Below are 25,577 nucleotides of genomic sequence, written 5' to 3'. Positions count from 1 at the left end.
CCCCGAGCGGGAAACATAGCTTCGGGCCATGACGGTTACAAGGCGGGCCACCCGGGCGGCGGCGCGCAGAAATAGGCAGGCAACCCCAGGTCTGCTATCGAGCTCTGCTAGCGAGGTCTGCTATCGAGCCCTGATGAACGGACATTTAGCCAGATGAACGCGGACCGGCCGATCGGCATCGCGGGCGCCGGAAGCATCGGTTGCTTCGTCGGCGGCATGCTGGCTGCGTCCGGCCGTCGCGTCGCGCTGCTGGCGCGGCCGCGGTTGATCCATGAGATCGCGGGCAACGGCTTGCGGGTCAGCAGTTTCGACGGCTCGGAGCGGGCGGTATCCGCGGACCAGCTCATTCTGTCCGACGATCCGTCGATCCTGCGCGACGTGCAGACGGTGCTGGTGACGGTGAAGAGCGCCGATACCGCCGAGATTGCCGAATTGATCTCGCGCCACGCAGCCGCCGATGCCGCGGTGATCAGCCTGCAGAATGGCGTCGGCAATGTGCCGCTGCTGCGCGACCGCCTGCCGGCCCGCAAGGTGCTCGGCGGCATGGTGCCGTTCAATGTGGTCGCGCTCGGCGACGGCCGCTTCCATCGCTCGACCTCGGGCGACATCGTGATCGCGCAGGACGATGCCGGCACCGCCGCGCGGCTCTCGGTGCCGGGTCTTGCGATGAAGGGCACCGGCAACATCGACGGCGTGCAGTGGGGCAAGCTGATCGTCAATCTCAACAACGCGCTCAACGCGCTGTCCAACATTCCGCTGCGGCAGCAGCTCGCACAGCGCGGCTGGCGACGACTGTTCGCCGACCAGATGGCCGAGGGTTTGGCCGCGATTCGCGCCGAAGGGATTGTGCCGGCGTCGCCGACGCCGCTGCCTTCGAGCTGGATGCCCGCATTGTTGCGGCTGCCGGACGCGCTGTTCGACATGCTGCTCGGCCGTACCATGAAGATCGATCCCGAAGCGCGCTCCTCGATGTGGGAGGATCTGCAGCGTGGCCGGCGTACTGAGATCGACTATCTGCAGGGCGTGATTACCGCGATCGCGGATCGCCGCGGCCTAGCGGCTCCGTTGTCGCGCCGCGTCATCGCATTGATCCGCAAGGCGGAGGCCGACGGCAAGGGCTCGCCGGGGCTGACACCGGAGCAGATTCGCGATGGCCGCTGACCGTGAGCGCCGACGATCGTCTGGCATAGCATTCGGATAACCGAGGAGGTGACATCGTGAAACGATCCTGCATCATGCTGCTCACGCTTGTTGCGCTTGGCACCGGCCCGGTGCGCGCGGCGCCGCCGACCGTGACACCTTCGCCGGGCTATGATGCGCGTTTGCAGGAGCAGCGCGCGGCGGCGTCGAGCCGATCGGCCGAGCCTGCGCGCAAACCGGTCACGCATCGACACCACAAGCGCGGTCGCGCGTACTGATCCATTGCAGAGAAGACCTCAGATGAAGCTGCTGTTCCTCGCGCTCGCCGTCGTACTCGGCATCACGACGGCTGCCGACGCCGCCGACTATGCCGATTCGATCAGTGCTTACCGGCGCGCCAATCATATGCCCGCGGTGAAGCTCGACGCGAAGCTGAATGCGATGGCGCTGAAGCAGGCGCAGGCGATGTCGGCGACCGGATCGGTCAGCCACTCCGCGGGCGGCAGCTTCTTCACCCGCATCGCGCCGCTGAAGAAGCAGCGCGCCGCGGAAAATATCGGCGCCGGCTTCATCGCCTTCGCCGAGATGCTGAAGCAGTGGGAGAACTCGGCGGGGCATCGCGAGAATCTCTTGATGCCAGGCGCGAAGCGCGTGGGCGTGGCCTTCGTCGACAATCCGAAGTCGCCGTACCGCCGGTTCTGGGCGATGGTGATTACCGACTGAAACTGTGAAGGTCAGTTTCGCTTCGCGAGCTTGGTCGGCGGCGGCGATGCCGGCGTGAACAGCTTCTTCAGATCGTTCAGTCCGTCGGAGAGCCGCGGCCAGTCACAGGAGAACGTACCCTTCACGCAATTCGCCGCCTGCGGCCGCACCCTGGGAAGAGGGGCGGCAGCGACCCGCGGCTTGATCGATCTTGCAACCGGGACCGGGACTTTCGCCGGCTCGCTGTGCACTGGCTCGTTGCGCACCGGCTCGTCGTGCAGTGACGCCTGCTGAAGCTGCGGCGGCCGCACCTGCTGCTTTTCCTGCCGCTCGAGCTGCTTGGCATTGAACGCCGCGACGATGCTCGAGCGGCGCTCCTTCTCGAGATAGCCGGTATATTCCTGGTCGATCTTTCTCTGCTCGTCCGGCGTCGGATTGGGGCCGGCGATGTCGAAGCTGCGGTCCTGCATGAAGTCGTAATAGGTGTAGCCGCCGCCGGGCTTGCGGCGTCCGGCAAACTTGGCATTGCAGTCGGCGAGTTGCGCGGTCTTGTCTTCCCTGGACTTCGCCTTCTCGGCGAGGTCGGCGCAATCCTCAAAATCCTTCGGCGCGCTGCGCCACCATTGCGCGTGCGCGGTCGTCGGCGCCAGCGCGAACGCGGCGACAAAAGTGGCAACAGCCAACGTCGATGATCGTGACGGCATCACGGACATTGCAACCAAATCCGAACGACACAGAGTGACCAGATTGTCGCCATTTTAGTGACGGTTGTCACCCCGGAACCGGACGATTTCCCTGATCATTTAAGTCGCAGATCAGCCGTTTGGCCTGATCGAGTAATCGCTGTACGCAATTGCTATGTATCAAGAATTCTTACCGTAACGGCGCGGCGGAAATTGGAACAATTCGCCTCGAATAGTTCATTTCACTCTATGCAGCAATGCGACGAGTTCCGCCTGCCGATGCGTGCCGGTCTTCTGGAAAATCGTCTTGAGCTGATTGCGCGCGGTGGCAAGGGCAATGCCGGCTTCCTGTGCGGCCGCTTCGATCGAATCGCCGCGTGCAAGTCGCGTGGCGAGGCGCGCCTGCGCCGGCGTCAGCTCGAACGCCGCCGCCAGCAGCGCCTGATCGAATGCGGCGTTGCCCTCGAGATCGCGGATCAACAGGATCGCGCGCGCGCCCAGGAACGGTGAGCGTGCGGCGGGAGGCACCGGCTGCATCTGGATCACGATCGGCCGCTTGTCGATCCTGCGCACCACGATCGGCGATGTCGGGAGCGGATGCAGGTCCGAGCTGTGGGCCAGCAGATCGATCAGCCTGGTCAGATCGGTATTGGCCTGCCGGTCGAGCAGGGTGAGGCGGTTGTTGCGGATCGCAAGTTCATGGCCGAGGCAGGCTTCCGCCTGGCCGTTCATGCCGATGACGGCGCCGAAGCGGCCGACGGCAATCGCCGCGACCTGGATCAGGTCGAGCGCACTGGTGATGCCCGAGATTGCGGAGCGGCCGACGATAGTGGACAGCGTCGCGGCTTCGGTCAGCCGCGCCGACATTCTCGAGAGCGCCTTGACCTCGTCGGCGTCGAACATGCCTTCCTTCGGTGAGCGCTGGATGCTGAGTGCCCACAATGCCGGGCCGGCGCGGAAGCCGATCCCCGCGAACCACTTCAGCCCGAACTGTCCAAGTGTGGCGTAGAGTGGATCGCGCAGCATCTCGGTTTCGCCGCCGAACAGGTCGGCGTCGGTGATGACGTTGGTGCCGGCGAGCATCAGCGGCACGCCGCGTGCCGCGCGAATGTCGGTGAGATGAAAATTCTGCGGGAAGTAGGTCTTGGTGAAATAGTCGGTGATCGATTGCGTGCGCGGAATGTCTTCGGTGCGGATATCGCTCTGAAGCATCGCAGCCCCGGTCGCGCCGACGGCCGCGCAGACCTCGTCCATGAAGGACGGCCAGGTCGCGGGATCGAGAACCACGTCGCCAAGGCGCGCGGTCACGTCGTCCAGCCTGTGCACGTCGACCAAAGGCTCAGCTCCGCCTGATGCAGATTGTTGTTGTTTCACAGGACGAAACAGGCCGGACCTGTTTGCTCCCGCTACCGTGCATAAGAAAGCCCGGACCGCCAGATATGCAAGTTAAATCAGCGGCGCGGCCGAGGGCCGGGCCCGCAAACCCTGGCGAAACATGATCGAAAATCGGCGAGTGGCGCGAGCCCAACGCTACAGCAAATGCAGATCCCGGCGGCGATCGGCCTCGGTCAGCGCCACGCGGCAGAAGCTGGCGGCGATCGCGACGACGTCCTCGACGGCTTGCGGATATTGCTTCGAGACCCAGCGCAGCGCGATCGAGATGACCGCGCCGACCATGCCGATCGAGAGCAGCGTGGCAGCGGCGGCCTTGTCGCCGTGTTGGGGATCAGGCGTCGGCGGCACCAGGATGTCGCTGAAGACGCGCAGGGCGTCGAGCTTGACGGCATCGACTGCCGGACTGATGCCGGAAATCTCGAGCAGGAACACCCGCGCGGGCTTCGGATGCTCCTTCAAACGCGTGAAATACAGCGTCAGCGCGGCGCGCAGCCTCATCTCGGCATCGCCGCCGGCGGCCGCCGCGGCAGCCGTCATCTCCTCGTGGAGGTGGCCGACGACATGGTTGTAGGCGGCGATCAGCAGGGCTTCGCTGTTGGAAAAGGATTCGTAGAAATAGCGTTCGGTGAGCTCGGCCGCCTCGCAGATCGCCTTCACGGTGGCGCCGCGATAGCCGACCTCGCCATAGACCTCGATCGCCGCGTCGATCAGCTTCAGCCGCCGCTCGGCGCGGCGTTCCTCGGCGTCCATACCGCCATAGAGGCGGGCTTTCCGGCTGCTTGCCATGAAAAGTGTATTGACACGCGCCGTTGTCAGATGTCAAGTTATCTGACAATACGGATTGTCAATTCTGCCGCGGGAGGGTCAGGGCATGTCTGCTCATTTCGACGTGTTGATCGTGGGTGCCGGGCTGTCGGGCATCGGTGCCGGCTATCATCTGCAGACCAATTGCCCGGACCGCAGCTACGCCATTCTCGAAGGCCGCGATTGCATCGGCGGGACCTGGGACCTGTTTCGCTATCCCGGCATCCGCTCCGACTCCGACATGTACACGCTCGGCTATTCGTTCCGGCCCTGGACCGAGCCGAAGGCGATCGCCGATGGCCCGTCGATCCTCAATTATGTGCGCGAGACCGCGCGCATGTACGGCATCGACAAGAATATTCGCTTCAATCACCGCGTCGTGCGCGCCGACTGGTCATCGGCCGACTCGCAATGGACGGTCGAAGTCGAGCGCGGGCCGGAGAAGACGATCGAGCGTCTCACCTGCAGCTTCCTGTTCATGTGCAGCGGCTACTACAAGTATGAGCACGGCTACACGCCTGACTTCCCCGGCATCGCCGATTTCGCCGGCCGCGTCGTCCATCCGCAGAAGTGGACCGATGACATCGACTATGCCGGCAAGAACGTGGTGGTGATCGGCAGCGGCGCGACCGCGGTGACGCTGGTGCCGGAAATGGCCAAGACCGCAGCTCATGTCACGATGCTGCAGCGTTCGCCGACCTATGTCGTCGCGCGGCCCGACGAGGACAAGGTCGCCAACTGGCTGCGGGCGCGACTGCCGGCAAAACTCGCTTACGGCCTCACGCGCTGGAAGAACGTGCTGTTCGGCATGTATTTCTACCGGCTCTGCAAGCGCGATCCGGAGCGCATGAAGAAGCTGATCCTCGGCGGCGTCCGCCACGCGCTCGGCCCCGATTACGACGTCGCCACCCATTTCACGCCGAGCTACAATCCGTGGGACCAGCGGCTTTGCCTGGTGCCGAACGGCGATCTCTTTCAATCGCTGCGCAGCGGCGGCTCGTCCGTTGTGACCGACCAGATCGAGACCTTCACGCCCGGCGGCATCAAGCTCAAGAGCGGCAATGTGCTCGACGCTGACGTCGTGGTGACCGCGACCGGCCTCGATCTGCAGGTGCTCGGCGGGCTCGAGATCAAGGTCGACGGCGTGCCCGTCGATCTGTCGAAGACCATGAACTACAAGGGGCTGATGTATTCGGGCGTGCCGAACCTTGCCGCGGCGTTCGGCTACACCAACGCGTCCTGGACGCTGAAATGCGACCTCACCTGCGAATATGTCTGCCGCATGCTCAACCACATGAAGGCGCATGGCTACGCACAAGTGACGCCGCGGCGGAACGATCCGACCGTGACCGAGCTGCCCTGGGTGGATTTCTCCTCGGGCTACATCCAGCGCGCCGCCGCCAGGTTCCCAAAACAGGGCTCGCGCCGGCCGTGGCGGCTCTACCAGAACTATGCGCTCGATATCATGACGCTGCGTTTCGGCTCGCTGAAGGATGAGGCGATCGAGTTTCTGCCGGCGCGCCGGGCCGGCGCGGCGAATGCCGCCGCGAATCCGGCCCGGCAGGTGGCATAACGACGACACGTAAGGCGCGCGCAATCTCGCGTGCGCCCGATGCGGCGCGGGCTGGCGATCAGGCGGCGGCTCTGCTATGGGAGGGCGACGCCCGCATGCTTCGCTGCGGGCGGTGCGGTCCCGTAGCTCAGCCGGATAGAGCGACGGTTTCCTAAACCGTAGGTCGGAAGTTCGAGTCTTCCCGGGATCGCCATTTTCCGCCTGGCCCGCTCCGCAGATCGGCATCCTATCTGTTCGGAGCTTCCTTGCGCCAATCGATGGCTGATTCCGAGATTGCGGACCATGGCCGGCGGAGTTGCGGTCGGCGCAGCACTGCAATGTCGCAAGCGTGTGCCGCCCGGCGGCGACTTTCGCTGGAGCTCCGTCGGCGGCAGTGATAACGGCTGGGAAAACCATCTCATGACGGGCCGCATGCCGAAACCTCCGCCTCCTTCCCATCGCGGGCCCAGCCCACCCCCGGCTCTGCAACGCGCCATGTTCGCGTTGCAGATGGGGCAGGTCGTCGAAGCCGAGCGGCTGGCGGCGGAGGTGTTGAAGGCAAACCGGACCGACGTCGGCGCGGCCTCGATCCTGGCACGGGCGCTGATGGCCCAGAGGCGCAACGAGGAGGCGATCGCGCCGCTCGAGCGCGCCACGCGCCGCGTCGAGGATGCCGGCCTCGAAACCCTGCTCGGCGCGGCACTCGGCGGCGCCGGTCGCCGCAGCGAGGCGATCGAACTGTTGCGGCGAACCACCGCGCGGCGGCCGCCGTTCATTCCCGCATTTCAGGAATTGGCAGGGCAATTGGCCGCGGCCGGCCGCTTCGACGAGGCGGTTGCCGTCATCGATAGCGCGCTTGCACTCGCGCCCGCGAGCCTCGAATTGCAGCTCTTGCTCGCGCAGATCCTGCCCCATCGCAATGAGCGCGGCCGCGCGCGCGAGATTCTGGAGAAGCTGCGCACGGTGGCGCCGGGCCATCCCGATATTCTGGCCGCGCTCGCGCGTGTGCTGCTGCTCGATGGCGAATACGCGGCTGCGGCGGATCTCTACCGTCAGGTGCTGGCGCAGCGCCCCGACGATCCCCTGACGCGTACCAGCTTCTCCGCCTGTCTTCTGGAAATGGGCGACCGCGCTGCCGGCGAAGCCAATCTGCGCCTGGCGTTGCGCGGCCGGCCGCAAATGATCGGCCGCACGACGTCCGCGCTGGCCATGGCATCGCATGGCCGCTTCTTCTTCCGTCCCAGCGCGGTTGCGAAATTTCTGAGCTAGGCAAACCTCGGGCAAATCATGTCGCGAGACTGTGGGTGTATGATTCACAAGCGGCGCAACACACTCGGTGTCGTCCCTGCGAAAGCAGGGACCGATAACCACAGCTAGTCATTGTTGTGCGATCGTGGAATGACGAGTCCCGTTCACAATTCGGGCCGCGGAGTATGGGTCCCTGCTTTCGCAGGGACGACGCGTGGGAAGAGAATTGCGTCTTCACTCCGGTGTCATTGCCCCGCAGAAAGCAGGCGATCCAGTACGCCGCGGCTTCTCGATCAAGCGGCTCCGCCTCTGGAATACTGGATCACCCGCTTGCGCGGGTGATGACACCGAACTTGCTCAGGATCGCGCCACATATTTGGTGTCGTCCTGGCGAAAGCCAGGACCCATTACCCCAAGAGTCAATTCTTGCGCGACGCTGGGGCCGCGATCCAGGTCACAACTACATGCGGTGGTTATGGGTCCTGGCTTTCGCCAGGACGACGGCGGTGGATGCCGAGCCTCCGACCGGGTGGCTCGCAATGACGCAGGAGGCCGCAACTTGGTCTCTTGCGCTCGCTCTACGTCCGAAACTGGCGGCGATAGAGTCCGGGCTCGCGGGCCATCCTGTTGGACAGTTCCTGTGCGCGCGATGTTTCATCCGGCGTCATCGCCGCGGTCTGCGCGACCCAGTTTTCGCGCTTCACCGGGAAGCATTGCGCAACCGGCGTGCCCTTGGGCAGGGTGCCGCTGAAATTGGTGTCGTGCCAGCGCGCCGGGAAATGAATCCAGCTGTCGTGAAACTGATCGCAATCGACCATGCCGGTCAGTGTGGTGAACGGCAGGTCGAACCGATTGACCGGATGCGTGAAGAACAGCGAGTAGCCCGCCGGCGCCTCGATGGTCCACAGATTGACGAACTTGATCACGAAGCGGTCCTGCTCGAACAGCGGTGAGCCGATCACCTGGCTTTCGTCGTGGAATCCGACCGGCGAGCGCGGGAATTCGAGCACGCCTCCGGACGGAAGGTCGTTGTCCCATGTCATCTCGCCATTCTCGATCTTGAGATCGCAGATCAGCGGCATCAGGAAACCCGATGTCATCGCATCGATGAATGGCGGGCAACGCTTGACGGTATCCTCCTCGCGGTTGCTCATCGCATTGAAGGCCTGCGTCGGCATCGCCTTGAGCCATCCGGGAAGACCCAATGACGCAGGCACCGGCGGTGGAATCTTGCCCTCGAGCTCCGCTGGGCAGCGGAATTTGATGGCTAACGCTTCGTTGTTGTTGGACACGGTTTGGCCCTTGGTTCGTTCAGTGTCGGCAGCGCCCTTGCGCCAGTCGATGCTGATCTAGCACGCGATGACAGGGCGGAGAAAGCAGCCGCAACTCGCGCAGGACGTGCCGCGGTGTAGAGCTATAAGTTGTTGTTATCATGACGGATAAGGTAAGCCCTCAATTCCCCGTGCGGCACGCATGCCGATCCCGTTTTGACGCGTCTTTCCGTTCGCCGGTGTGCAAGACTTTGCCGATAGGCATTGGCTTTCGATACCTGTCGGGCGCATCATGGCTGGTGTCGCTGACGACGAGACTTGCAGCAGGTAACGGAGGGACTGATGGCCGAATCGAAGGTTGAGACCGCCAACACTGCAGGCGCCGCGCCACCCTCCGGCGACAGCGGCGGCGTCAGCGAGCTCGCGATCGCTACCGTCCGCACCGTGCCGATCGAGCAGGCGCAGTCCCGCACCGAGCACGATCTGCTCGGCGAGGACGATGTGCCGGCCAATGCGCTGTGGGGCATCCACACCAAGCGCGCGGTGGTGAACTTTCCGATCACCGGCGTGCCGGTCGGCCATTTCCCGGAATTCGTCCGCGCGCTGGCGCTGGTGAAGCAAGCGGCCGCCCGCGCCAACAAGCGCCTGGGTTATCTCTCGCCGGAAAAGGCCGATGCGATCGACAAGGCATGCACCCGGATCGCGACCGACAAGGTCTACGCCGAGTCCTTCGTCGTCGATGCGATCCAGGGCGGCGCCGGGACCTCGACCAACATGAACGCCAACGAGGTGATCGCCAACGTCGCCCTAAAGTTGATGGGCAAGAAGCCCGGCGATTATCACACGCTGCATCCGAACGACGACGTCAACATGGCGCAGTCGACCAACGACGCCTATCCGACCGCGCTGCGGCTCGCGGTGATCTTTGCCACCCAGCCGCTGGTGCGCGCGCTCGATGACCTCGCCTATGCCTTCAAGGGCAAGGCGGTGGAGTTCGCCGATGTCCTGAAGATGGGCCGCACCCAGCTTCAGGATGCGGTGCCGATGACACTCGGCCAGGAGTTCGACGCCTTCCACGCCACCGTGAAGGAGGACGTCGCCCGATTGAACGAGATTTCGAGCCTGTTCCGCGAGGTCAATCTCGGCGCCACCGCGATCGGCACCGGCATCAATGCCGATCCGCGCTATGCGGCGCTTGCGGTCGAGGAGCTGTCGCGGCTGTCGGGCCAGCCCATGGTGCTGGCTTCGAACCTGATCGAGGCAACCTCCGACCTCGGCGCTTTCGTGCTGTTCTCCGGCGTGCTGAAACGCGTCGCGGTGAAGGTGTCGAAGATTTGCAACGACCTCCGCCTGCTGTCGTCGGGGCCGCGGACCGGCATCGGCGAGATCAGGCTGCCTGCGGTGCAGGCCGGCTCGTCGATCATGCCCGGCAAGGTCAACCCGGTGATTCCGGAGGTGGTCAACCAGGTCGCCTTCCTCGTGATCGGGCACGATCTCACGGTGACGATGTGCGCCGAGGGCGGCCAGCTCCAGCTCAATGCCTTTGAGCCGACCATCGGCTATTGCGTGTTGAGCTCGCTGCGCATGCTGACGGCGGCGATCGATACGCTGACCAAGCGCTGCGTCGATGGCATCGAGGCCGACCGCGAGCGTTGCCGCAGCCTGGTGCAGGGCTCGATCGGCCTGATCACGGCGCTGGCGCCGGCGCTCGGCTATGAGGCCTCATCGCGCGTGGCGCGCCGCGCGCTTAAGGAGAACCGCTCGGTCGCCGACATCGTGCTGGAGGAAAAGCTCCTGACCGAGGATCAACTCAACCAGCTGCTCGAGCTCGAAGCCATGACCCGCCCGGCGCGCCGTCAGCCCGTGCCCAAGTTGAAGGACAGTTGAGCGCAAGCGTTACGGATCCCGCCCGACGAACATCCATTTTGACCCTTGCAGGACGGACCTGCCGGCCGCATGCCGACGCGCGTCCGTGATGGCGCTTTTGTGAAGCCGATCACACGTCCATCGGAGATGTATGATACGATGAAGCAACTTTAGATAATTGATGTACCGCGCTCGCGGCACAGGGAATGCGAGGTTGCCATGGCCACGCCGAACCTGCCGACGCCAGATTTTGCCTTCGATCCCGATCAGCCCGGCGCCTGCATTGCCGGCGTGCGGCCTTATCGCAACGGATCGTACCGGCTCGATGCCGAAACCATCTCGCAGAGCTTCATCGTGCACAATTACGGGCATGGCGGCGCCGGCATCACGCTGAGTTTTGGCTGCGCCGCGAAGGTCCGCGACATCGTCAGGGATCATCTGGCCGCAAGCCGTGGGGTCACCGAAGCCGCCGTGCTCGGCGCCGGCGTGATGGGTCTGACCGCCGCGACATTGCTGCTCGATCTCGGGCTCAAGGTCACGGTCTATTCCGATCGCGTGCCGCTCGAGACCACCTCCGCCAAGGCCGGCGGCCAGTGGGCCGTCTCGGTGGTGGAATTCGCCGGCAAGGAGCGCGAGCTCACCGACATCATCAAGAGCGCCTATCGTGCGTTCAAGGATCGGATCGGGCAGGGGTTCGGCGTGTTCGAGCGGCCGAACTACACCGCGACGCGCGCGCACAATCTCGACATCGTGCTGCAACTTGCGCCCGGCCTGATCCCGCCGCGGCAGCCGCTGCAGCGCTTGCCGTTCGCGCACCACACCAAGCCCGGCTTCGTCTACCAGACCCTGCTGATTGAGCCGCCGGTCCTGCTCGCCAGGCTGAAGGCTGACCTCGACCAGCGCGGCGTCAGCTTCGTGTCGAAGCGGTTCGTCAACCGTTCGGATATCCTGGCCAGCGTGCCGCAGCCGATCATCGTCAACTGCACCGGGCTCGGATCGATGACGCTGTGGAGCGACACCAAAATGATGCCGATCAAGGGACAGCTTGCGCTGTTGCGGCCGCAGCCGGCGCTGCAATATCTCTACGGCCAGAACGGCTACCTGTTCCCGCGCAGCGACCACGTCGTGATCGGCGGCACCTTCGAGCCCGGCGTCAACAACGAGACCCCGGACAAGGCGGTATGCCAGGGCCTCGTCGATCACATCGCCTCGCTGTTCGGCAAGGCACCGGCGAAGCCGCTGCCCGACATCCATATCCACAACCCCGTCCACGCGCCGATCGTCAACCCGGCAATTCCCGAGGTCTGAGGGTTCGCCATGGAACATCCGCTTCGCGTCGGCGAGTTCTTGCCTTCCGATGCGCCGGTTCCCGCCGCCGACGCCGAGATCGCCGCGCCGCCGGCGGAGGAGGCCGTGGCACCGCTGCCGCCATTGCCGAACCTGCCGGCGACCGACGTTGAGTTCCTGCGGCCGCAGGACGCGCACTATGCGGATTACCTGCCTGCCGCGAGCAAGCGCAAGCAATTGGCGCCGGCGCTGCGTGCGGTCTGCAAGACCGAGCACGCGGTTGCCGTGATGGTCGACTGGGTGCGCAGCAACGGATTGAGCTTCGCCGTTCGCTGCGGCGGGCATTCCTATGAAGGCCTGTCGCAATCGTCCGGGGTTGCGATCGACGTGCGCGGATTGAAGCAGATTGTCGTCGACAAGGCCTCGAACCTCGTCACGGCAGGCTCCGGCGTATCGCTGTACGAGCTCTATTCCGCGTTGGCCGCCCAGGGCCTCGCACTGCAGGCAGGGAGTTGCCCAACCGTCGGCATCTCCGGCCATCTCACCGGCGGCGGCCACGGCCTGCTCGCGCGCTCGCATGGACTGACCTGCGACGGCCTGCTGCAGGCGAATGTCGTCGACACTCAGGCGCGTGTGCTGCAGGCCAATGCGACATCGGAGCCGGACCTCTGGTGGGCCTGCCGCGGCGGCGGTGGTGGCAGCTTCGGCATCGCGACCGAGTTCAGGATCGAGGTGTTTCCCTTGAAGACGACGCGGGTGTTCGGTGTCTCCTGGAAACTGTCGCAGGCCCACGCCGCGCAGTTGTTCGCCGCCTGGCAGGACTGGGCGCCGAATGCGCCGTCGAACATCACCTCGATCATGAAGGTCGGCCCGGCCGGCCACGGCCTGATCACGATGCGCTGCATTGGCCAGTCGGTCGGCAGCGAGAGCGAGCTGCGCAGCGAACTCCGGCGATTGACGGCGGTGCGGCCGCCGTCATCGGCGCTGTCGGTGCAATCGCTCGCCTTCCTCGATGCGGTCAAGCACTTTGCCGGACCGCTTGCCTACGAGTCGGTACTGATGAAGGCGAAGTCGGACTATGTGCTGACGCCGCTCGCCTCCGACGGCATCGAAGCCATGATGGCGGCGGTCGCGCCGATCGTGTCGGGCGGCATCGTGCTGCTGTGCGATTCCTATGGCGGTCGGATCGCCGATGTTGCCGCCGACGCCGCCGCATTCCCGCGCCGCGCCGGCACGCAGTACTGTATCCAGTATTTCTCGAGCTGGAGCCGATCCGCCGACACCGCGGCGCATCTCGCTGACGTCGCAAGGGTCTATGCGGCGATGCGCCCTTTCATGCCGGGCGCGTCCTACGTCAATTATTGCGACCTCGACCTCGACGACTATGCGTCAGCCTATTGGGGCGACAACCTCGCCCGCCTGGTTGCGGTGAAGCAGCAATACGATCCCGATGATTTGTTTCACCACGCCCAAAGCGTGCCGCTCAGCGTCCCGACGGCATGAGGAGCAGGCCGAAGCTCAAAGCGTCTTGATGAACTCGATCAAGGAGCGGCGCTCGTCTTCCTTCAACTCCGGCCCGATCACGCCGACGCGCTTCTCGTTCGAGAATTCGTGCCCGGAATTGCTGTTGCCGCGTTTGCTGGTGTCGAGCACGAAGGCGTTCTTGATGTTGTCCTTCCAGACATGGCCGAGATCCTTGGGGTCATACTCCCGGTTGCCGAGATAGAAGGTCGAGGGACGATCCTTCACCGGCGACAGCAGCGCGTAGATGGACGGCACCGATCCGTTGTGCAGATAGGGCGGGGTCGCCCAGATGCCGTTGAGCGGCCGGACCTTGTAGGCGAGCGGCGCCTGGATCTCGTTCGGCCGGTAGCCGTTGATGCGCTTGCGGTTCTCCGGCGGGGTCTTGTTCTGGTCGTACCAGTAGTCGACGGTCTTCTCGACCAGTTCGCCGAGCGCCGGTCCGAAACCACCGTCCTTGATGTTCAGATTGGCGGGCGTCTCGACGGTGCGGCTCGCAAGGCCTTCGGCCTGCGCGCTGTCGGTGCCGATATGGCTGATCGGAATCATCTCGACGTCGAGCAGCGGCTGGCCGGCGTCGTTCTTGATCCAGCGCTTCTTGTCCTTGAACAGCGCAAAGGCTTCGCTGGCAGGCAGCGCCTTGCTGTCGATCGCCGGGCCATGGCAGCCCTGACAATGCGTCTTGTAGAGCTCGCCGCCCTTCTTGGCGATATCCATGTTGATCTGCCCCAGGATATTCTCCGGCCATTTCGGTGAGGCCAGGCCGCCAAAGCCCTTGTCCTCGCTGGGCGGCTCGCCGGCGATCATCCGCTCCATCTCGTGCAGCACGTCGATCCGCGCGCTGGATTTGAACAGGCCCCTGGACTCGTCGAGCAGATTGAGCTCGGCGCTGACGCCGAGCGCCTCGCCGGCATTGCGCACCATCGGCTGCATGATCGAGCCGTCATACTGCACCCAGCTGAACCACGGCGCGTTCCAGATCCGCGGGAAATGCACCGGCGCCGAATGCGCGGCGTAATTGTTCGGATTGTTCAGGTCGATCGAGAACACCTGGTTGCCGATCCGGTTCAGCGCGTCGAGCCGTGCATAGCCTTCTTCGACGCTGTTGGCGGCGACCTTGGTCTCCAATGAATTGATGTTGGCGTATTGCTTCAGCACGAGATCGAGCTGGCCGCGCAGCGCCATGCGCTCGTCGAGGCTGGCATCCTTGCCGAGGATCTCGTCGGCGAAGCGCGAGAAGCGGCCCGGCCAGAACCGCGTCAACAGCAGCGAGACGCCGACGCTCTTCTGGAATTCGAACAAATTGGTGTTGGCGGGCCCGCCGTCGATCACGATCTCCGTGCCGCGGTAGCTGAAGCTTCCGGTGTGGCAGGCGGAGCAGGTCAGCCCGACCCCGTTCATGTCGGCCTTGCTATGCGGGTTGCGCCAGGGCGCGCCGTTGGCGTCGGCCATCGCGCCGCTCGGCGCAAAGCCGATCGGCAGTGCATCGGGGCTACCCGGGATCACGATGTCGGGAATAAAGCCGAAGCGGCCGAGATAATTGGTCTCGCTGAGCCGCGGTGCCGCTGTGAGCAGCGGCCAGACCGTCGGCTGCTCCAGCGCCATGAACCACTCAAGGGGAATGCCGAAAGTCCGCGTGCCCTGGTCGGCGTGGTAGAACCAGCGCAGCCGTTCGGCGCTGACATTCTGATCCAGCCACACCGTCTTTGCCGGCGGCTGGTAGTCGACGACCTTGACGCGGAAGCCGCTCGCCACCGTCTCGATATCGTCCTTGAGGTAGAGGACACCGGCGACAATCAGCAGCCCGATGAAGAAGATCGTCTTGCGAGGCATGCCCCATCCCCCAATTCGCGGTACCCGCGCGTCATATTGATGAGATATTAAAAATCGCCGAAACAGGTTCGCGTTAAGCGTGTGATGCGCTGTGCGCCATCCTACAGTAGCGGCGCTGGGTCTACCAACGGAAATGTTGCAAAGGAAATGTTGCAAAAGAAATGTTGGTTGGCTGTGAGCCAGTTCACTTGCGGTGTGTTCTCCCCGGCGGCATTTGCGCGCATGGCTGCCTGCGGCTAGAAATGACGGAGCAACAATTCCTCGAGATGTCATCTTGAACGCGTCAGGCGCAGAACCGCTCACGATCACGGTCTCGGACGATCACGCGGTGTCCGCACTGCTGCTGCGCCCGGCGCAGGCCCGTAGCGCCTATGTGTTTGCGCATGGCGCCGGCGCGGGCATGACGCATGCCTCGATGGAGACGATTGCGGTCGGCCTCGCCGAGCGCGGCATCGCGACCTTGCGCTATCAATTTCCCTACATGGAGAAGGGCAGCAAGCGACCCGATCCGCCCGCCGTCGCGCAGGCGACGGTGCGCGCCGCGGTGGCGGAGGCCGCGCGCCGTTGCGGCGAACTGCCGCTGTTCGCCGGCGGCAGGTCGTTCGGCGGCCGCATGACCTCGCAGGCGCAGGCCAAAGCGCCGCTCGCCGGCGTGCGCGGGCTGGTGTTCCTCGGCTTTCCCCTGCATCCCGCCGGCCAGCCGTCGAGCGAGCGGGCCAAACATCTCGCAGAGGTCAAGGTCCCGATGCTGTTCCTGCAGGGCACGCGCGACGCGCTGGCCGAGCTCGACCTGTTGGAGCCGGTGGTGAAGGGACTGGGTGCGCGCGTGACGTTGCATCTGGTGCAGGAGGCCGACCATTCCTTCCATGTCCTGAAGCGCTCCGGCCGCAACGACCGCGAGGTGATGGCCGAGGTGCTGGACGCATTCGCGACCTGGGTCGCGAAGCATTCGTAGGTGTGTAGCCCGGATGAGCGAAGCGACATCCGGGGACTGCAGATCGATCCCGGATATCGCTTCGCTCATCCGGGCTACGCTTGACCGCGAAAGGGATGCTAATCTCGACCCATGACCAAAATCCTGATCGTCAATCCCAACACCACCGCGTCGATGACCGCGACCATCGCCGCTGCGGCCCAGGCGGTTGCCGCTGATGGCACCGAGATCGTAGCCGTCACGTCATCGATGGGACCCGCCTCGATCGAAGGCTTCTACGACGAGGCCTTCGCTGTTCCCGGGCTGATCGAGGCACTGCTGAAGACGCCCGACGCCGATGTCGGCATCATCGCCTGCTTCGACGACACCGGGCTCGATGCCGCGCGGTCGGCGGCGCGCTATCCGGTGGTCGGCATCTGCGAGGCGGCGCTGGTCACGGCCGGACAGATCGCAAAGCGCATCGGCATCGTCACCACGCTGCCGCGCTCGATCGTGCCGCTGGAGGAACTGGTCCGCCGCTACGGCTTTGCCGACCGCGCCACGGTCACCGCCTGTGACGTCGCGGTGCTTGATCTGGAGAAACCGGGTTCCGGCGCCAGGCCAAAGCTGGAGGCGGAGATCGCCCACGCGCTGGAGAAGGGTGCCGACGCCATCGTGCTCGGCTGTGCCGGCATGGCCGATCTCGCGCATGAGCTGTCGGCGCAATTCGGCGTGCCTGTCGTGGACGGCGTGGCCGCCGCGGTGAAGCAGGCGGAAGCGCTCGCCGGCCTCAAGCTCACGACCTCACGCCGCGGCGCCTACGCTGCGCCGGTGGCGAAAAGATACTCGGGGTTGCTCGAAGGATTCGCGCCGGTTCCAGAGGACTAACCGCCGTCATTGCGAGCGAAGCGAAGCAATCCATGGCGCCGCACGCCGAGAAATGGATTGCTTCGTCGCTGTCGCTCCTCGCAATGACGGGGAGACGGATTTATGGCGCCGCACCGCCATAGATCCGGTCGCGCAGGCGGCGCATGCCGGACAGCCAGCGCTCGCGATTGGTGGCCTTGCGCTGCATGTATTCCTGCACCTGGGGATGCGAGAGAATCAGGAAGCGTTCCTCGGCCATCGCCTCGATCACCATCCGTGCCACTTCGCCGGGCTGCAGCACGCCGTCGACGCGCGCCGCGCTCGGGCCCGGCGTGGTCATCCCCGTCTGCACCGATTGCGGGCAGAGCACGGAGACGCGGATGCCGCGATCGCCATACTGGATGGCGAGATGCTCGGCGAGCGCGACCGCGGCGTTCTTGGTCACGCCATAAGGCATCGAGTTCAGCGAGGCCAGCAGCCCCGCCGCGGACGCCGTATTGAGCAGATAGCCGGAGCCGCGCGCGAGCATGCCGGGCACCAGCGCGCGCGCCGCGAACACGTGGCTCATCACATGCACGCGCCAGCTCACATCCCAGTCGGCATCGGACGCTGATTCCTGTCCCTTGCGCGACAGCCCGGCATTGGAGAAGAACACGTCGACCGGGCCATACTTGTCCTCGGCTGCGGCGATCAGCGCCTTGACGTCCTCCTCGAGCCCGACATCGGCGGTGACCGCAAGCCCGTCGATATCGCCGGCGACGCTGGCGAGCCGGTCGCGCGAGGTTTTGAGATCGGCGACCACGACGCCGCGGGCGCCGGCGTCGGCATAGGCCCGCGCCACCGCTTCGCCGATCCCGCTCGCGCCGCCGGTGACGATGCAGACCTTGTCCTTGACTTGCATGGTTCGATATCCCTGCTTGTTAGCGTCATGGGGCGGATTGTCAGCTCTGATAGAGCCCCTTGTCACGCGCCTTCTGGATCGCGAGCGCGGCCATCAGGTCGAGCATCGGGGTCGGAAGGTTAGCTGCGCGGGCAAACGCCGCCGGTGCGCGCACCAGCACATCGATCTCCATGGCGCGGCCGAGCTCGTAGTCCTGCAGGATCGACGGCTTGTGGTCCGGCGCCGGCCCTGAGCGGGTGACGCGCTTGACCTCCGGAATGTAGTGCGTCGCCACCGCATTGGCCTCGTCGAGCAGGCGCGGGATCACGTCCTGCATGTCGGGATCGTCGCGGACGCCGCGTGCGGTCAGCCCGGTCAGCAGGCAGAGCACCGACATCGACATGTTGGTGAGTAGCTTCGACCAGATCGTCTCGCGGATCTCCTTGACCTCGGGCGATTCGATCAAGGCGTCACTGAGCGCCGCACGCAGCCGGACGATGCGCTCGCTCCGGCGATCGTCGCATTCGCCGATCAGGAGGCGGTTGCGATCCGGCGTCAGGTTCGCCGCCACGCCGGGAGCGATCACCTCATTGGAGGAGAAGATCACGCCGCCGATGATCCGCTCCTTCGGGATGGCGCTGCGCAAGCGCCCGCCGGGATCGAGGAAGCCGAGATCGGGGATCGCAGGATGCTGCGGCGGCAGGCCGAGATCGTACCACCAGGGAATGCCGTTCTGCGCGAACACGATTGCGGTGTCGCGTTCAAATAGTGGCAACAGCCCGGTTGCGAGCGCGCCGATGCCGGTGGCCTTCAGCGTGCTGATCACGACGTCCTGCGGCCCCAGATCGGCAGGATCGGCCGACGCCTTCACCTTCGCGGTCACGCTGCTGTCGCCGACCTTCAGCATCAAGCCGTCGGACCGGACCGCGTCGAGATGCGGCCCGCGCATCACGCAGGACACATCGTGGCCGGCGCGCGCCAGCCGGACTGCGAAATGGCTGCCGACGGCGCCCGCACCGAAAATGCAAATACGCATGGGTCGAACAAGTCCTTGCAACGTGTCGCGTCAGTTTCCACAAGCGCAGGGCATTGCGCAACCCGCCATGCATGCGGCGCGGCCGCGCGCGCTCGAAAGTGATGGATCAAGGCAGCTCCTCTCGCCATAGTGGCGGGCAAGAGCAATGCCGAACGAGGGAGAACGTCATGTCGGCCAGCCCAGTCCTGTGGAGCCTCGATGCGCGCGGGGTCGCGACCGTCACGCTGAATCGCCCCGAGGTCAACAACGCCTATGACGGCGCGCTGATTGCCGGCGTGCTGGCCGCGATCGACGATCTCTCGACGAAACCGGTGCGCGTCGTCGTGCTGAACGGCAACGGCAAGCATTTCCAGGCCGGCGCCGACCTGAAATGGATCAACGGCGTGCGGCCGAAATCTTTGGAGGAGAACGAGGCGGCATCGCGCGCCACCTTCGAGGCGGTGCAGCGTCTCAACACGCTGCCGGTCCCGACCGTGGCGCTGGTGCAGGGCGGCTGTTTCGGCGGCGGTACCGGCGTGATCTCGGCCTGCGATATCGTGATCGCGGCCGATAACGCGCTGTTCTCGATCACCGAGGTGCGCTGGGGCCTGACGGCTGCGATCATCATCCCGCAGCTCTGTGATGCCATCGGCGTGCGCCAGGTGCGCCGCTACGCGCTGACCGGCGAACGTTTCGGCGCCGAGGATGCGCGGCGCATCGGCCTGGTCCATGAGGTGGTGCCATCAGCCGATCTCGAAAGCGCCGGCGCCAAGGTCGTGGAGCAGCTGCTCGGCAACGCGCCGGATGCGATGGCCGAAACAAAGAAGCTGGCGATGGAGAGCTCATTCGGCGGCATGGGCGTCGACGATGAGGCCTACAAGCGTCTCGTCCAGCTGCATTCCGCCAAGCGGCAAACCGCCGAAGCGGCGGAAGGGCTTGCGTCCTTTGCCGAGAAGCGCGCGGGCCGCTGGGGTAGCGGCGGGGCATAAGCCCGGCCGCCCAGCTCAACAGCCGCGGCAGATGCCGTGCATGCTGCGATAGACCTCTTCGTCGTCGCGGCGCATCTGCTGCAGCGATTCGAATGTCCTGGATTCGCTCGACTGGGTGATCGTCGGCTCGGGCTTGCGCTTGGCCGCCAGCTCCTGCTCCTGCCGATGGTAGCAGGCTTCGCGTTCCGGCTTGGCCTCGATGAACCGGCACGTCTCGATCGCCGCCGCCGGTCCAGCGGCGAGGATGAGGCCAAGCGACACTGACATCAGGAGTTTCAAAGCGGGCGATCCTTATCCGTCCTTGTCTCAGGTCGGCGTGCAGGGGGCAAGACTGCCGCCATGTCAAAGCGATTGCGACAGCGACTTTTTCAATGTCTTCAGCAACGCCTGCACCGCGGCGGCATTGATGCGGCGTTCCGGAACGGCGGCCTTCACCCACAGTTCCGGGATCGGAAACTCGGTGAGGATCGGCTGCAAGGCGCCGTCGCGCAGCGCGTCCGCGACCAGATAGTGCGAGAGCAGCGCGATGCCGTTGCCGGCGATCGCGCTTTGCGTCAGCACGCGGCCCTCGTTCGACGAGAGAATCGGTCGGACCTGGATATTGATGCGGCCGCGTGGTCCCTCGAACGGCCATTCCGGTCCGGTCGGCAGGAAGCTGAGGCAGCGGTGATCGACCAGGTCGCGCGGATGTTTCGGCGTGCCGTGCTTCTTCAGATACGCTGATGAGGCGCACAACAGCCGCGGCAGCCGGCACAACGGCTCGTCGACGACGCCGCCGAAGGAATGCGGGAAGGCGCCGATCGCGATATCAAAGCCTTCGGTCACCGGATCGACCGGACGGTCGATCATCACGATCTCGAGCTTCACGCTCGGGTTTTGTTTCTGGAAGACCGTGAAGGCATCGGCGAGCCGCGCCACCGTCAGCGAGGTCGGCGCCTTGACGCGTAGATGATCGGTGAGATCGCGCTGCTTCTCGCCCATCCGCGACAAGAGATCGCCGACATCGGCAACCACGCCGCGGGCGCGATGCACATATTGCTGGCCGGCTTCGGTCAACCGCAATTGGCGGGTCGAGCGGTGGAACAGCGCGGTGCCGATCCGCCCCTCGAGCTGGGTGACGCGCTTGGCGACGACCGACGTCGCGACGTTGAGCTTGCGCGCCGCGGCGGAGAAGCCGCCGGCGTCGGCGGTGGCGAGGAAGGCTTCGAGGTTGACCAGCGTGTCCATCTGCTCTTCCCCTTTTCCTTGCCTTTCTCGATTCGCGAAAGCTGATTACATAATTTGGTGGATTGTACTGCAATCCGCATCAATTCATAGTTGGCTCAATCAACTTTGTTCAGGGCGGAAATGATGCGAGCGAGCACGATCGAAGAACCTGCGCGGCAGGTCCCGGTCTATGGCGAATATGACGTGGTGGTGCTCGGCGGCGGTCCGGCCGGCATCGCGGCAGCCGTCGGCGCGGCGCGCGCCGGGCGGCGGACCCTGCTGATCGAGCGCTACGGCTTTCTCGGCGGCATGGGCACCGCGGCGGGCGTGACCAATTTCTGCGGGCTGCACGCCAACGTCTTCGGCGAGATGCATCGGGTGGTGCAGGGCATCGCCTCCGACCTGCTGGCGCGGATCGACCGGCTCGGCGGGTTGAACGCCCCGCATCTGATCCTCGGCAAGATCCTTGCGCAGGCCTATGACACTGCGGCGTACAAGATCGCGGCCGACGATCTCTTGGCGCATCACAAGGTCGATATCCTGTTCCACGCGCTCGGCGCCGGCGTCGTCATGGACGGCGCGCACATCCGCGCGCTGATGGTGGAAACCAAGGCCGGCCGGCGGGCGGTGCGAGCCGGCATCTTCATCGATTGCTCCGGGGACGGCGACCTCGCGGTGTGGGCCGGCGCGCCCTATGAGGTCGGCGACAACAAGGGCGGCATGCTCTATCCCTCGATGATGTTCCGCCTCAACGGCATCGATCCGGCGAAAGCAGGCGATGCGTGGCGGACGATCCCGGCGCTGATGGCGGAGGCTGAGGCCGCCGGCACCCACAAATTCCCGCGCAAGTCCGCGATCGTCCGGCCGCAGAAATCGCAGATCGAATGGCGGGTGAATTTCACCCAGGTGACGCGAAGCGATGGCGGCGCCATCTCGGGCATCGACCCGGATGACATGACGCGCGGTGAGGTCGAAGGCCGCCGTCAGGCGGTCGAGGCCTTTGCATTCCTGCGCACGGTGCCCGGCTTCGAGAATTCCTACATCGTCGATCTGCCGCCGCAGCTAGGCATCCGCGAGACGCGGCGCGTGATCGGCGGCTACATGCTGTCCGGCGAGGACGTCTTGAGCTGCGCGTCGTTCGAGGATTCGATCGGCGTCAACGGCTGGCCGAAGGAATCCCACGTGCCGGGCGACGTGATCTTCGAGTTTCCGCCGATCCCGGAAAGCCGCGGCTACAACGAGTTGCCGTACCGCATGCTGGTGCCTGATGGCGTCGATAATCTCCTGGTCGCCGGCCGCTGCGCCTCGATGACCCATGAAGGGCAATCGGCGGCGCGCGTCTCCGGTGCCTGTTTCGTGATGGGCGAGGCGGCGGGAACCGCGGCGGCGATGGCACTGTCGGGCAATACGATTCCGCGCGACATTTCCGTCGAAAAGTTGCAACAACAGCTTGGCAAGCAGGGCGCGTTCATCGGTCGCGATCAGGCCGTGCCTGAAGGAATCTAGAGCACTTTCAAGCGAAGTGGACACCGGTTCGCGTGAAGAAGATGCGTCAAGACAGGAATCTGGAGCCCCGTTCCGATCTAGTCGGAACGGAAAGGGCTCTCGGCGGAGGACGGCAATGAAGGGTTGGGCGCGGCTCGCACTCGCGGGTCTCTTGGTGTGGGCCGCGAGCGGCATCGCGCAGGCCGATGATCTCCTGAAGGCGAAGGTCGGTGTGTTGCGTCTGTCGTCCTCTGCGCCGGTGTTCATCGCGCAGGACAAGGGCTATTTCCACGACGCCGGGCTCGATGTCGAGCTGAAGTTCTTTGACGCGGCGCAGCCGATCGCGGTCGCGACCACGTCGGGCGATGTCGATTTCGGCATCACCGCTTTCACCGCCGGGCTCTACAATCTCGCCGGCAAGGGCACGCTGAAGGTGATCGGCGGCATGAGCCGCGAGAAGGCCGGCTATCCGCTGATCGGCTATTTTGCCAGCAACAATGCCTATGCCGCGGGCCTCAAGACCCCGAAGGATCTCGCCGGCAAGCGCGTCGCGGTGACCCAGGTCGGCTCCAGCTTCCACTATTCGCTCGGCCTGCTCGCCGACAAATACGGTTTCAAGCTGTCCGACGTGAAGGTCGTGCCGCTGCAATCGCTGTCGAACGCGGCCGCCGCGCTGAAGGGCGAAACCGTCGACGCCGCGCTGCTGCCGGTCTCGACCGCGCGGACGCTGATGGATTCCAACGGCGCGAAATTCCTCGGCTGGGTCGGCGACGAGACGCCGTGGCAGTTAGGGGCCATCTTCGCTTCGCCGAAGACGCTGACCAACGCGCCGTTGGTGACCAAGCTGCTCACCGCGCTCACCCGCGCCGACCACGAATATCACGACGTGATCCTGACCGCGATCAAGGATGGCGTGGTGCCGATCAACGAGAAAACAAAGCCGCTGCTCGAGATCATCGCCAAATACACCAATCTGCCGGTCGAGCAGGTGGTGGGCAACTGCGCCTATGTCGATCCCGACGGCAAGCTCGACGTGAAGAACGTCGACAACCAGATCAAATGGCTGCAGGAGCAGGGTTTTGTGGACAAGGGCTTTGACGCCGGCACGATCATCGCCAAGGATTACGTGAAGGCGGATTGATGTCGGATCGCGCGCACAACTCTATCCCCGTCACCCTGAGGAGCCGCGAAGCGGCGTCTCGAAGGGTCGACGGCCGAGCTGCAGCATCCGGGCCGTTCATCCTTCGAGACGCGCTTCGCGCTCCTCAGGATGACGGTCTAGCAGTGGAGAGTTGCGCGCCATGGACCTGATCGCCGACCATATCAGCCATCGCTTCGGCGCACTCGACGTGCTCGACGATGTCTCCTTCACGGTCCGCGCCGGCGAGATCGTCGCGATCGTCGGGCCGTCCGGCTGCGGCAAGAGCACGCTGCTGTCGATCCTCGGCGGCCTGCTGCGGCCGGCCGCGGGCGCCGCCGAGCTGCGCGGGACGCCGCCGGCCGGCAGCCTCAATCCGTTGACTTTCGTGTTCCAGGATTTTGCTTTGCTGCCGTGGAATACGGTCGAGGAGAACGTCGCGTTTCCGCTGCTGCACGCCGCCTTGAGCGCCGGCGAGCGCCGCGCTGTGATCGACGACGCGCTGCGCCGCACCGGACTGTCGGACTTTCGCGCGGCCTATCCGAAGCAGCTGTCCGGCGGCATGCGCCAGCGCGTCGGCATCGCGCGCGCGCTGGCGGTTCGCCCGGCGATCCTGCTGATGGACGAGCCGCTGTCGGCGCTGGATTCGCAGACCCGCGAGCTCCTGATGGAGGATTTCGTGGGTCTGCTCACCGACGGTGCGATGGGCGCGGTCTATGTCACGCATAATCTCGAGGAAGCGGTGCGGCTTGCCGACCGCGTCGTGGTGTTGTCGCGCCGCCCTGGCCGCATCAGGGAGATCGTGACCATCCCGATGACGCGCGCCGAGCGCGGCGCACCGGATGCTCGCGCGCAGTTGGCCGCCTTGCAGGGCGAATTGTGGTCGCTGATCCGGAAGGAAGCGATCGATGCCGAGCGCGAGGTCCAGCATGCTTGACCGCTCCCCACAGGAGACGAAGGACCAATCGGCGCAAGCGACGCGGCCGGTCGCGTTTCGCGGCGCCGGCTTCACTCCCGGCGGCAGCCGCTATGCCGGCTGGATCGCGCTCGCGCTCGTCATCGCGGTCTGGCAGCTCGCCGGCAGCGCAGGATGGGTCAATCCATTGTTCCTGCCGGCGCCGTCGGCGATCGCGGTCGCGATCACTAAGCTCGCGATGTCGGGGGCGCTGTGGCAGCATCTGTCGTGGTCGATCATGCGGATCGGCACCGGCTGGATCATCGGCACCTGTGCCGGTGTCGTTGTCGGCTTCGCGATCGGGCTGTCGACCATGGCGCGCGGGGTCGGCATCACCTTCATCTCGGCGCTGTTCCCGATTCCGAAGATCGCGCTGCTGCCGCTGCTTATCCTGTGGCTCGGGATCGGCGAGGAGCCGAAGATCGCGACCATTGCGCTCGGGGTGTTCTTCTCGACCGCGATCTCGGTCTATAGCGGCGTCGACGCGGTGCCGCGCAATCTGATCCGGATGGCGCAGAGCTTCAACGTGCCGTTCCACGCTATCGTGCGCCGCGTGATCTGGCCGGGCGCGTTGCCCTCGATCCTCGCCGGCTTCCGCATCACCGCATCGGTCGCGCTGTTGCTCGTCGTCAGCGCCGAGATGATCGGCGCGCAATACGGCATCGGCGCCTTCGTGCTGCAGGCCGGCAATCTGATGCAGACCGACCAGCTGCTCGCCGGCGTCGTGATCCTGTCGCTGTTCGGGCTTGCGGTGGGGAGGCTGATCAACCTGCTGGAGACGCGGCTGCTGCACTGGCGGTGAGGCCGCGCTGTTCACCACAAATTCA

General features: G+C 65.1%; 24 protein-coding genes and 1 tRNA gene. 16 read left to right on the top strand and 9 right to left on the bottom strand.

Going from position 1 to position 25,577, the window contains the following annotated elements:
* Positions 1 to 153: 153 nt before the first annotated feature.
* From ACVIGB_RS29205 to ACVIGB_RS29195, 3 genes are read left to right on the top strand one after another with little or no spacing between them, the layout of a single operon-like run.
* Positions 154 to 1,161, top strand: a complete 1,008-nt coding sequence (locus tag ACVIGB_RS29205; protein ID WP_456720047.1) for a 2-dehydropantoate 2-reductase — start codon at positions 154 to 156, stop codon at positions 1,159 to 1,161.
* A gap of 56 nt (positions 1,162 to 1,217) precedes the next feature.
* Positions 1,218 to 1,418 carry a hypothetical protein gene (locus tag ACVIGB_RS29200; protein WP_092119930.1) on the top strand — a complete coding sequence of 67 codons (201 nt, stop codon included), beginning with the start codon at positions 1,218 to 1,220 and terminating at the stop codon, positions 1,416 to 1,418.
* 22 nt (positions 1,419 to 1,440) lie between these two features.
* Positions 1,441 to 1,863 (top strand): CAP domain-containing protein, encoded by a 423-nt coding sequence (locus ACVIGB_RS29195; RefSeq protein ID WP_456720048.1) that lies wholly within the window; start codon positions 1,441 to 1,443, stop codon positions 1,861 to 1,863.
* Positions 1,864 to 1,874: 11 nt separating this feature from the next.
* Here ACVIGB_RS29195 and ACVIGB_RS29190 read toward each other — a convergent pair whose 3' ends face one another.
* The 3 genes from ACVIGB_RS29190 to ACVIGB_RS29180 form a co-directional block, all read right to left on the bottom strand.
* A complete protein-coding gene (locus tag ACVIGB_RS29190; protein ID WP_456725051.1) occupies positions 1,875 to 2,546 on the bottom strand; it encodes a hypothetical protein in 672 nt (223 codons plus the stop codon).
* Positions 2,547 to 2,762: 216 nt separating this feature from the next.
* Positions 2,763 to 3,860: a helix-turn-helix transcriptional regulator gene (locus ACVIGB_RS29185; protein ID WP_456720049.1), complete on the bottom strand. Its 1,098-nt coding sequence runs from the start codon at positions 3,858 to 3,860 to the stop codon at positions 2,763 to 2,765.
* A 195-nt stretch (positions 3,861 to 4,055) separates the two neighbouring features.
* Positions 4,056 to 4,706 (bottom strand): TetR/AcrR family transcriptional regulator, encoded by a 651-nt coding sequence (locus ACVIGB_RS29180; RefSeq protein ID WP_456720050.1) that lies wholly within the window; start codon positions 4,704 to 4,706, stop codon positions 4,056 to 4,058.
* Positions 4,707 to 4,791: 85 nt separating this feature from the next.
* Here ACVIGB_RS29180 and ACVIGB_RS29175 point away from each other — a divergent pair, with 85 nt between their 5' ends.
* From ACVIGB_RS29175 to ACVIGB_RS29165, 3 genes are all read left to right on the top strand, one after another.
* Positions 4,792 to 6,297: a flavin-containing monooxygenase gene (locus ACVIGB_RS29175; protein WP_456720051.1), complete on the top strand. Its 1,506-nt coding sequence runs from the start codon at positions 4,792 to 4,794 to the stop codon at positions 6,295 to 6,297.
* Positions 6,298 to 6,413: 116 nt separating this feature from the next.
* Positions 6,414 to 6,490 (top strand) — tRNA-Arg (locus ACVIGB_RS29170).
* Positions 6,491 to 6,771: 281 nt separating this feature from the next.
* On the top strand, positions 6,772 to 7,545 hold the full coding sequence (locus tag ACVIGB_RS29165; protein ID WP_456725052.1) for a tetratricopeptide repeat protein: 774 nt from the start codon (positions 6,772 to 6,774) through the stop codon (positions 7,543 to 7,545).
* Between the two features lie 557 nt (positions 7,546 to 8,102).
* Here the strand turns inward: ACVIGB_RS29165 and ACVIGB_RS29160 are convergent.
* Complete coding sequence (locus ACVIGB_RS29160; protein ID WP_342725085.1) at positions 8,103 to 8,816, bottom strand: hypothetical protein; 714 nt, start codon at positions 8,814 to 8,816, stop codon at positions 8,103 to 8,105.
* A gap of 321 nt (positions 8,817 to 9,137) precedes the next feature.
* On the opposite strand from ACVIGB_RS29160, the gene ACVIGB_RS29155 reads away from it, so the two are divergent.
* From ACVIGB_RS29155 to ACVIGB_RS29145, 3 genes are all read left to right on the top strand, one after another.
* Positions 9,138 to 10,682 carry an aspartate ammonia-lyase gene (locus tag ACVIGB_RS29155; RefSeq protein WP_456720052.1) on the top strand — a complete coding sequence of 515 codons (1,545 nt, stop codon included), beginning with the start codon at positions 9,138 to 9,140 and terminating at the stop codon, positions 10,680 to 10,682.
* Between the two features lie 198 nt (positions 10,683 to 10,880).
* Positions 10,881 to 11,969 carry an FAD-dependent oxidoreductase gene (locus tag ACVIGB_RS29150; protein ID WP_171947889.1) on the top strand — a complete coding sequence of 363 codons (1,089 nt, stop codon included), beginning with the start codon at positions 10,881 to 10,883 and terminating at the stop codon, positions 11,967 to 11,969.
* A gap of 9 nt (positions 11,970 to 11,978) precedes the next feature.
* Positions 11,979 to 13,451 carry an FAD-binding oxidoreductase gene (locus tag ACVIGB_RS29145; RefSeq protein WP_456720053.1) on the top strand — a complete coding sequence of 491 codons (1,473 nt, stop codon included), beginning with the start codon at positions 11,979 to 11,981 and terminating at the stop codon, positions 13,449 to 13,451.
* Between the two features lie 15 nt (positions 13,452 to 13,466).
* On the opposite strand, the gene ACVIGB_RS29140 is transcribed toward ACVIGB_RS29145, so the two are convergent.
* The gene (locus tag ACVIGB_RS29140; protein WP_456720054.1) at positions 13,467 to 15,302 is read right to left on the bottom strand and encodes a di-heme-cytochrome C peroxidase; all 1,836 of its coding nucleotides are present in this window, start codon (positions 15,300 to 15,302) and stop codon (positions 13,467 to 13,469) included.
* Positions 15,303 to 15,576: 274 nt separating this feature from the next.
* Here ACVIGB_RS29140 and ACVIGB_RS29135 point away from each other — a divergent pair, with 274 nt between their 5' ends.
* Together ACVIGB_RS29135 and ACVIGB_RS29130 are read left to right on the top strand one after the other, a co-directional pair.
* Positions 15,577 to 16,257: an alpha/beta hydrolase family protein gene (locus ACVIGB_RS29135; RefSeq protein ID WP_456720055.1), complete on the top strand. Its 681-nt coding sequence runs from the start codon at positions 15,577 to 15,579 to the stop codon at positions 16,255 to 16,257.
* A gap of 111 nt (positions 16,258 to 16,368) precedes the next feature.
* The gene (locus tag ACVIGB_RS29130) at positions 16,369 to 17,103 is read left to right on the top strand and encodes an aspartate/glutamate racemase family protein (RefSeq protein ID WP_456720056.1); all 735 of its coding nucleotides are present in this window, start codon (positions 16,369 to 16,371) and stop codon (positions 17,101 to 17,103) included.
* Positions 17,104 to 17,203: 100 nt separating this feature from the next.
* Here ACVIGB_RS29130 and ACVIGB_RS29125 read toward each other — a convergent pair whose 3' ends face one another.
* Both ACVIGB_RS29125 and ACVIGB_RS29120 read right to left on the bottom strand, forming a co-directional pair.
* Positions 17,204 to 17,983, bottom strand: a complete 780-nt coding sequence (locus ACVIGB_RS29125; protein ID WP_456720057.1) for an SDR family oxidoreductase — start codon at positions 17,981 to 17,983, stop codon at positions 17,204 to 17,206.
* Between the two features lie 40 nt (positions 17,984 to 18,023).
* The gene (locus tag ACVIGB_RS29120; protein WP_456720058.1) at positions 18,024 to 18,998 is read right to left on the bottom strand and encodes a ketopantoate reductase family protein; all 975 of its coding nucleotides are present in this window, start codon (positions 18,996 to 18,998) and stop codon (positions 18,024 to 18,026) included.
* A 167-nt stretch (positions 18,999 to 19,165) separates the two neighbouring features.
* Between ACVIGB_RS29120 and ACVIGB_RS29115 the strand changes: the two genes are divergently transcribed.
* Positions 19,166 to 19,966, top strand: a complete 801-nt coding sequence (locus tag ACVIGB_RS29115) for an enoyl-CoA hydratase-related protein (RefSeq protein WP_456720059.1) — start codon at positions 19,166 to 19,168, stop codon at positions 19,964 to 19,966.
* 15 nt (positions 19,967 to 19,981) lie between these two features.
* On the opposite strand, the gene ACVIGB_RS29110 is transcribed toward ACVIGB_RS29115, so the two are convergent.
* Entirely contained in the window at positions 19,982 to 20,233 is a 252-nt protein-coding gene (locus ACVIGB_RS29110; protein ID WP_244549697.1) for a hypothetical protein, read from the bottom strand.
* Between the two features lie 75 nt (positions 20,234 to 20,308).
* The gene (locus tag ACVIGB_RS29105; RefSeq protein ID WP_456720060.1) at positions 20,309 to 21,193 is read right to left on the bottom strand and encodes a LysR family transcriptional regulator; all 885 of its coding nucleotides are present in this window, start codon (positions 21,191 to 21,193) and stop codon (positions 20,309 to 20,311) included.
* A gap of 123 nt (positions 21,194 to 21,316) precedes the next feature.
* Between ACVIGB_RS29105 and ACVIGB_RS29100 the strand changes: the two genes are divergently transcribed.
* The 4 genes from ACVIGB_RS29100 (at position 21,317) to ACVIGB_RS29085 (ending at position 25,552) form a co-directional block, all read left to right on the top strand.
* A complete protein-coding gene (locus ACVIGB_RS29100) occupies positions 21,317 to 22,678 on the top strand; it encodes an FAD-dependent oxidoreductase (protein ID WP_456720061.1) in 1,362 nt (453 codons plus the stop codon).
* Positions 22,679 to 22,793: 115 nt separating this feature from the next.
* Positions 22,794 to 23,798 carry an ABC transporter substrate-binding protein gene (locus tag ACVIGB_RS29095; RefSeq protein ID WP_456720062.1) on the top strand — a complete coding sequence of 335 codons (1,005 nt, stop codon included), beginning with the start codon at positions 22,794 to 22,796 and terminating at the stop codon, positions 23,796 to 23,798.
* Positions 23,799 to 23,958: 160 nt separating this feature from the next.
* Complete coding sequence (locus tag ACVIGB_RS29090) at positions 23,959 to 24,732, top strand: ABC transporter ATP-binding protein (protein ID WP_092119873.1); 774 nt, start codon at positions 23,959 to 23,961, stop codon at positions 24,730 to 24,732.
* Positions 24,725 to 25,552: an ABC transporter permease gene (locus tag ACVIGB_RS29085; protein WP_456720063.1), complete on the top strand. Its 828-nt coding sequence runs from the start codon at positions 24,725 to 24,727 to the stop codon at positions 25,550 to 25,552. Before ACVIGB_RS29090 ends, ACVIGB_RS29085 begins: the two co-directional genes overlap by 8 nt.
* The last annotated feature ends 25 nt before the right edge of the window (positions 25,553 to 25,577 follow it).

The sequence above is a fragment of the Bradyrhizobium sp. USDA 4341 genome (genome assembly GCF_054063755.1).
The sequence above is the reverse complement of the archived record's forward strand: the minus strand, read 5'-3'. Positions and strand labels throughout refer to the sequence as shown.

Coding starts and splice junctions, on each gene's coding strand:
- ACVIGB_RS29205 (WP_456720047.1), top strand. CDS start 154: ATGAACGCGGACCGGCCGATCGGCATCGCGGGCGCCGGAAGCATCGGT.
- ACVIGB_RS29195 (WP_456720048.1), top strand. CDS start 1,441: ATGAAGCTGCTGTTCCTCGCGCTCGCCGTCGTACTCGGCATCACGACG.
- ACVIGB_RS29190 (WP_456725051.1), bottom strand. CDS start 2,546: ATGCCGTCACGATCATCGACGTTGGCTGTTGCCACTTTTGTCGCCGCG.
- ACVIGB_RS29180 (WP_456720050.1), bottom strand. CDS start 4,706: ATGGCAAGCAGCCGGAAAGCCCGCCTCTATGGCGGTATGGACGCCGAG.
- ACVIGB_RS29175 (WP_456720051.1), top strand. CDS start 4,792: ATGTCTGCTCATTTCGACGTGTTGATCGTGGGTGCCGGGCTGTCGGGC.
- ACVIGB_RS29165 (WP_456725052.1), top strand. CDS start 6,772: ATGTTCGCGTTGCAGATGGGGCAGGTCGTCGAAGCCGAGCGGCTGGCG.
- ACVIGB_RS29155 (WP_456720052.1), top strand. CDS start 9,138: ATGGCCGAATCGAAGGTTGAGACCGCCAACACTGCAGGCGCCGCGCCA.
- ACVIGB_RS29150 (WP_171947889.1), top strand. CDS start 10,881: ATGGCCACGCCGAACCTGCCGACGCCAGATTTTGCCTTCGATCCCGAT.
- ACVIGB_RS29145 (WP_456720053.1), top strand. CDS start 11,979: ATGGAACATCCGCTTCGCGTCGGCGAGTTCTTGCCTTCCGATGCGCCG.
- ACVIGB_RS29140 (WP_456720054.1), bottom strand. CDS start 15,302: ATGCCTCGCAAGACGATCTTCTTCATCGGGCTGCTGATTGTCGCCGGT.
- ACVIGB_RS29130 (WP_456720056.1), top strand. CDS start 16,369: ATGACCAAAATCCTGATCGTCAATCCCAACACCACCGCGTCGATGACC.
- ACVIGB_RS29125 (WP_456720057.1), bottom strand. CDS start 17,983: ATGCAAGTCAAGGACAAGGTCTGCATCGTCACCGGCGGCGCGAGCGGG.
- ACVIGB_RS29120 (WP_456720058.1), bottom strand. CDS start 18,998: ATGCGTATTTGCATTTTCGGTGCGGGCGCCGTCGGCAGCCATTTCGCA.
- ACVIGB_RS29115 (WP_456720059.1), top strand. CDS start 19,166: ATGTCGGCCAGCCCAGTCCTGTGGAGCCTCGATGCGCGCGGGGTCGCG.
- ACVIGB_RS29110 (WP_244549697.1), bottom strand. CDS start 20,233: ATGTCAGTGTCGCTTGGCCTCATCCTCGCCGCTGGACCGGCGGCGGCG.
- ACVIGB_RS29105 (WP_456720060.1), bottom strand. CDS start 21,193: ATGGACACGCTGGTCAACCTCGAAGCCTTCCTCGCCACCGCCGACGCC.
- ACVIGB_RS29100 (WP_456720061.1), top strand. CDS start 21,317: ATGCGAGCGAGCACGATCGAAGAACCTGCGCGGCAGGTCCCGGTCTAT.
- ACVIGB_RS29095 (WP_456720062.1), top strand. CDS start 22,794: ATGAAGGGTTGGGCGCGGCTCGCACTCGCGGGTCTCTTGGTGTGGGCC.
- ACVIGB_RS29090 (WP_092119873.1), top strand. CDS start 23,959: ATGGACCTGATCGCCGACCATATCAGCCATCGCTTCGGCGCACTCGAC.
- ACVIGB_RS29085 (WP_456720063.1), top strand. CDS start 24,725: ATGCTTGACCGCTCCCCACAGGAGACGAAGGACCAATCGGCGCAAGCG.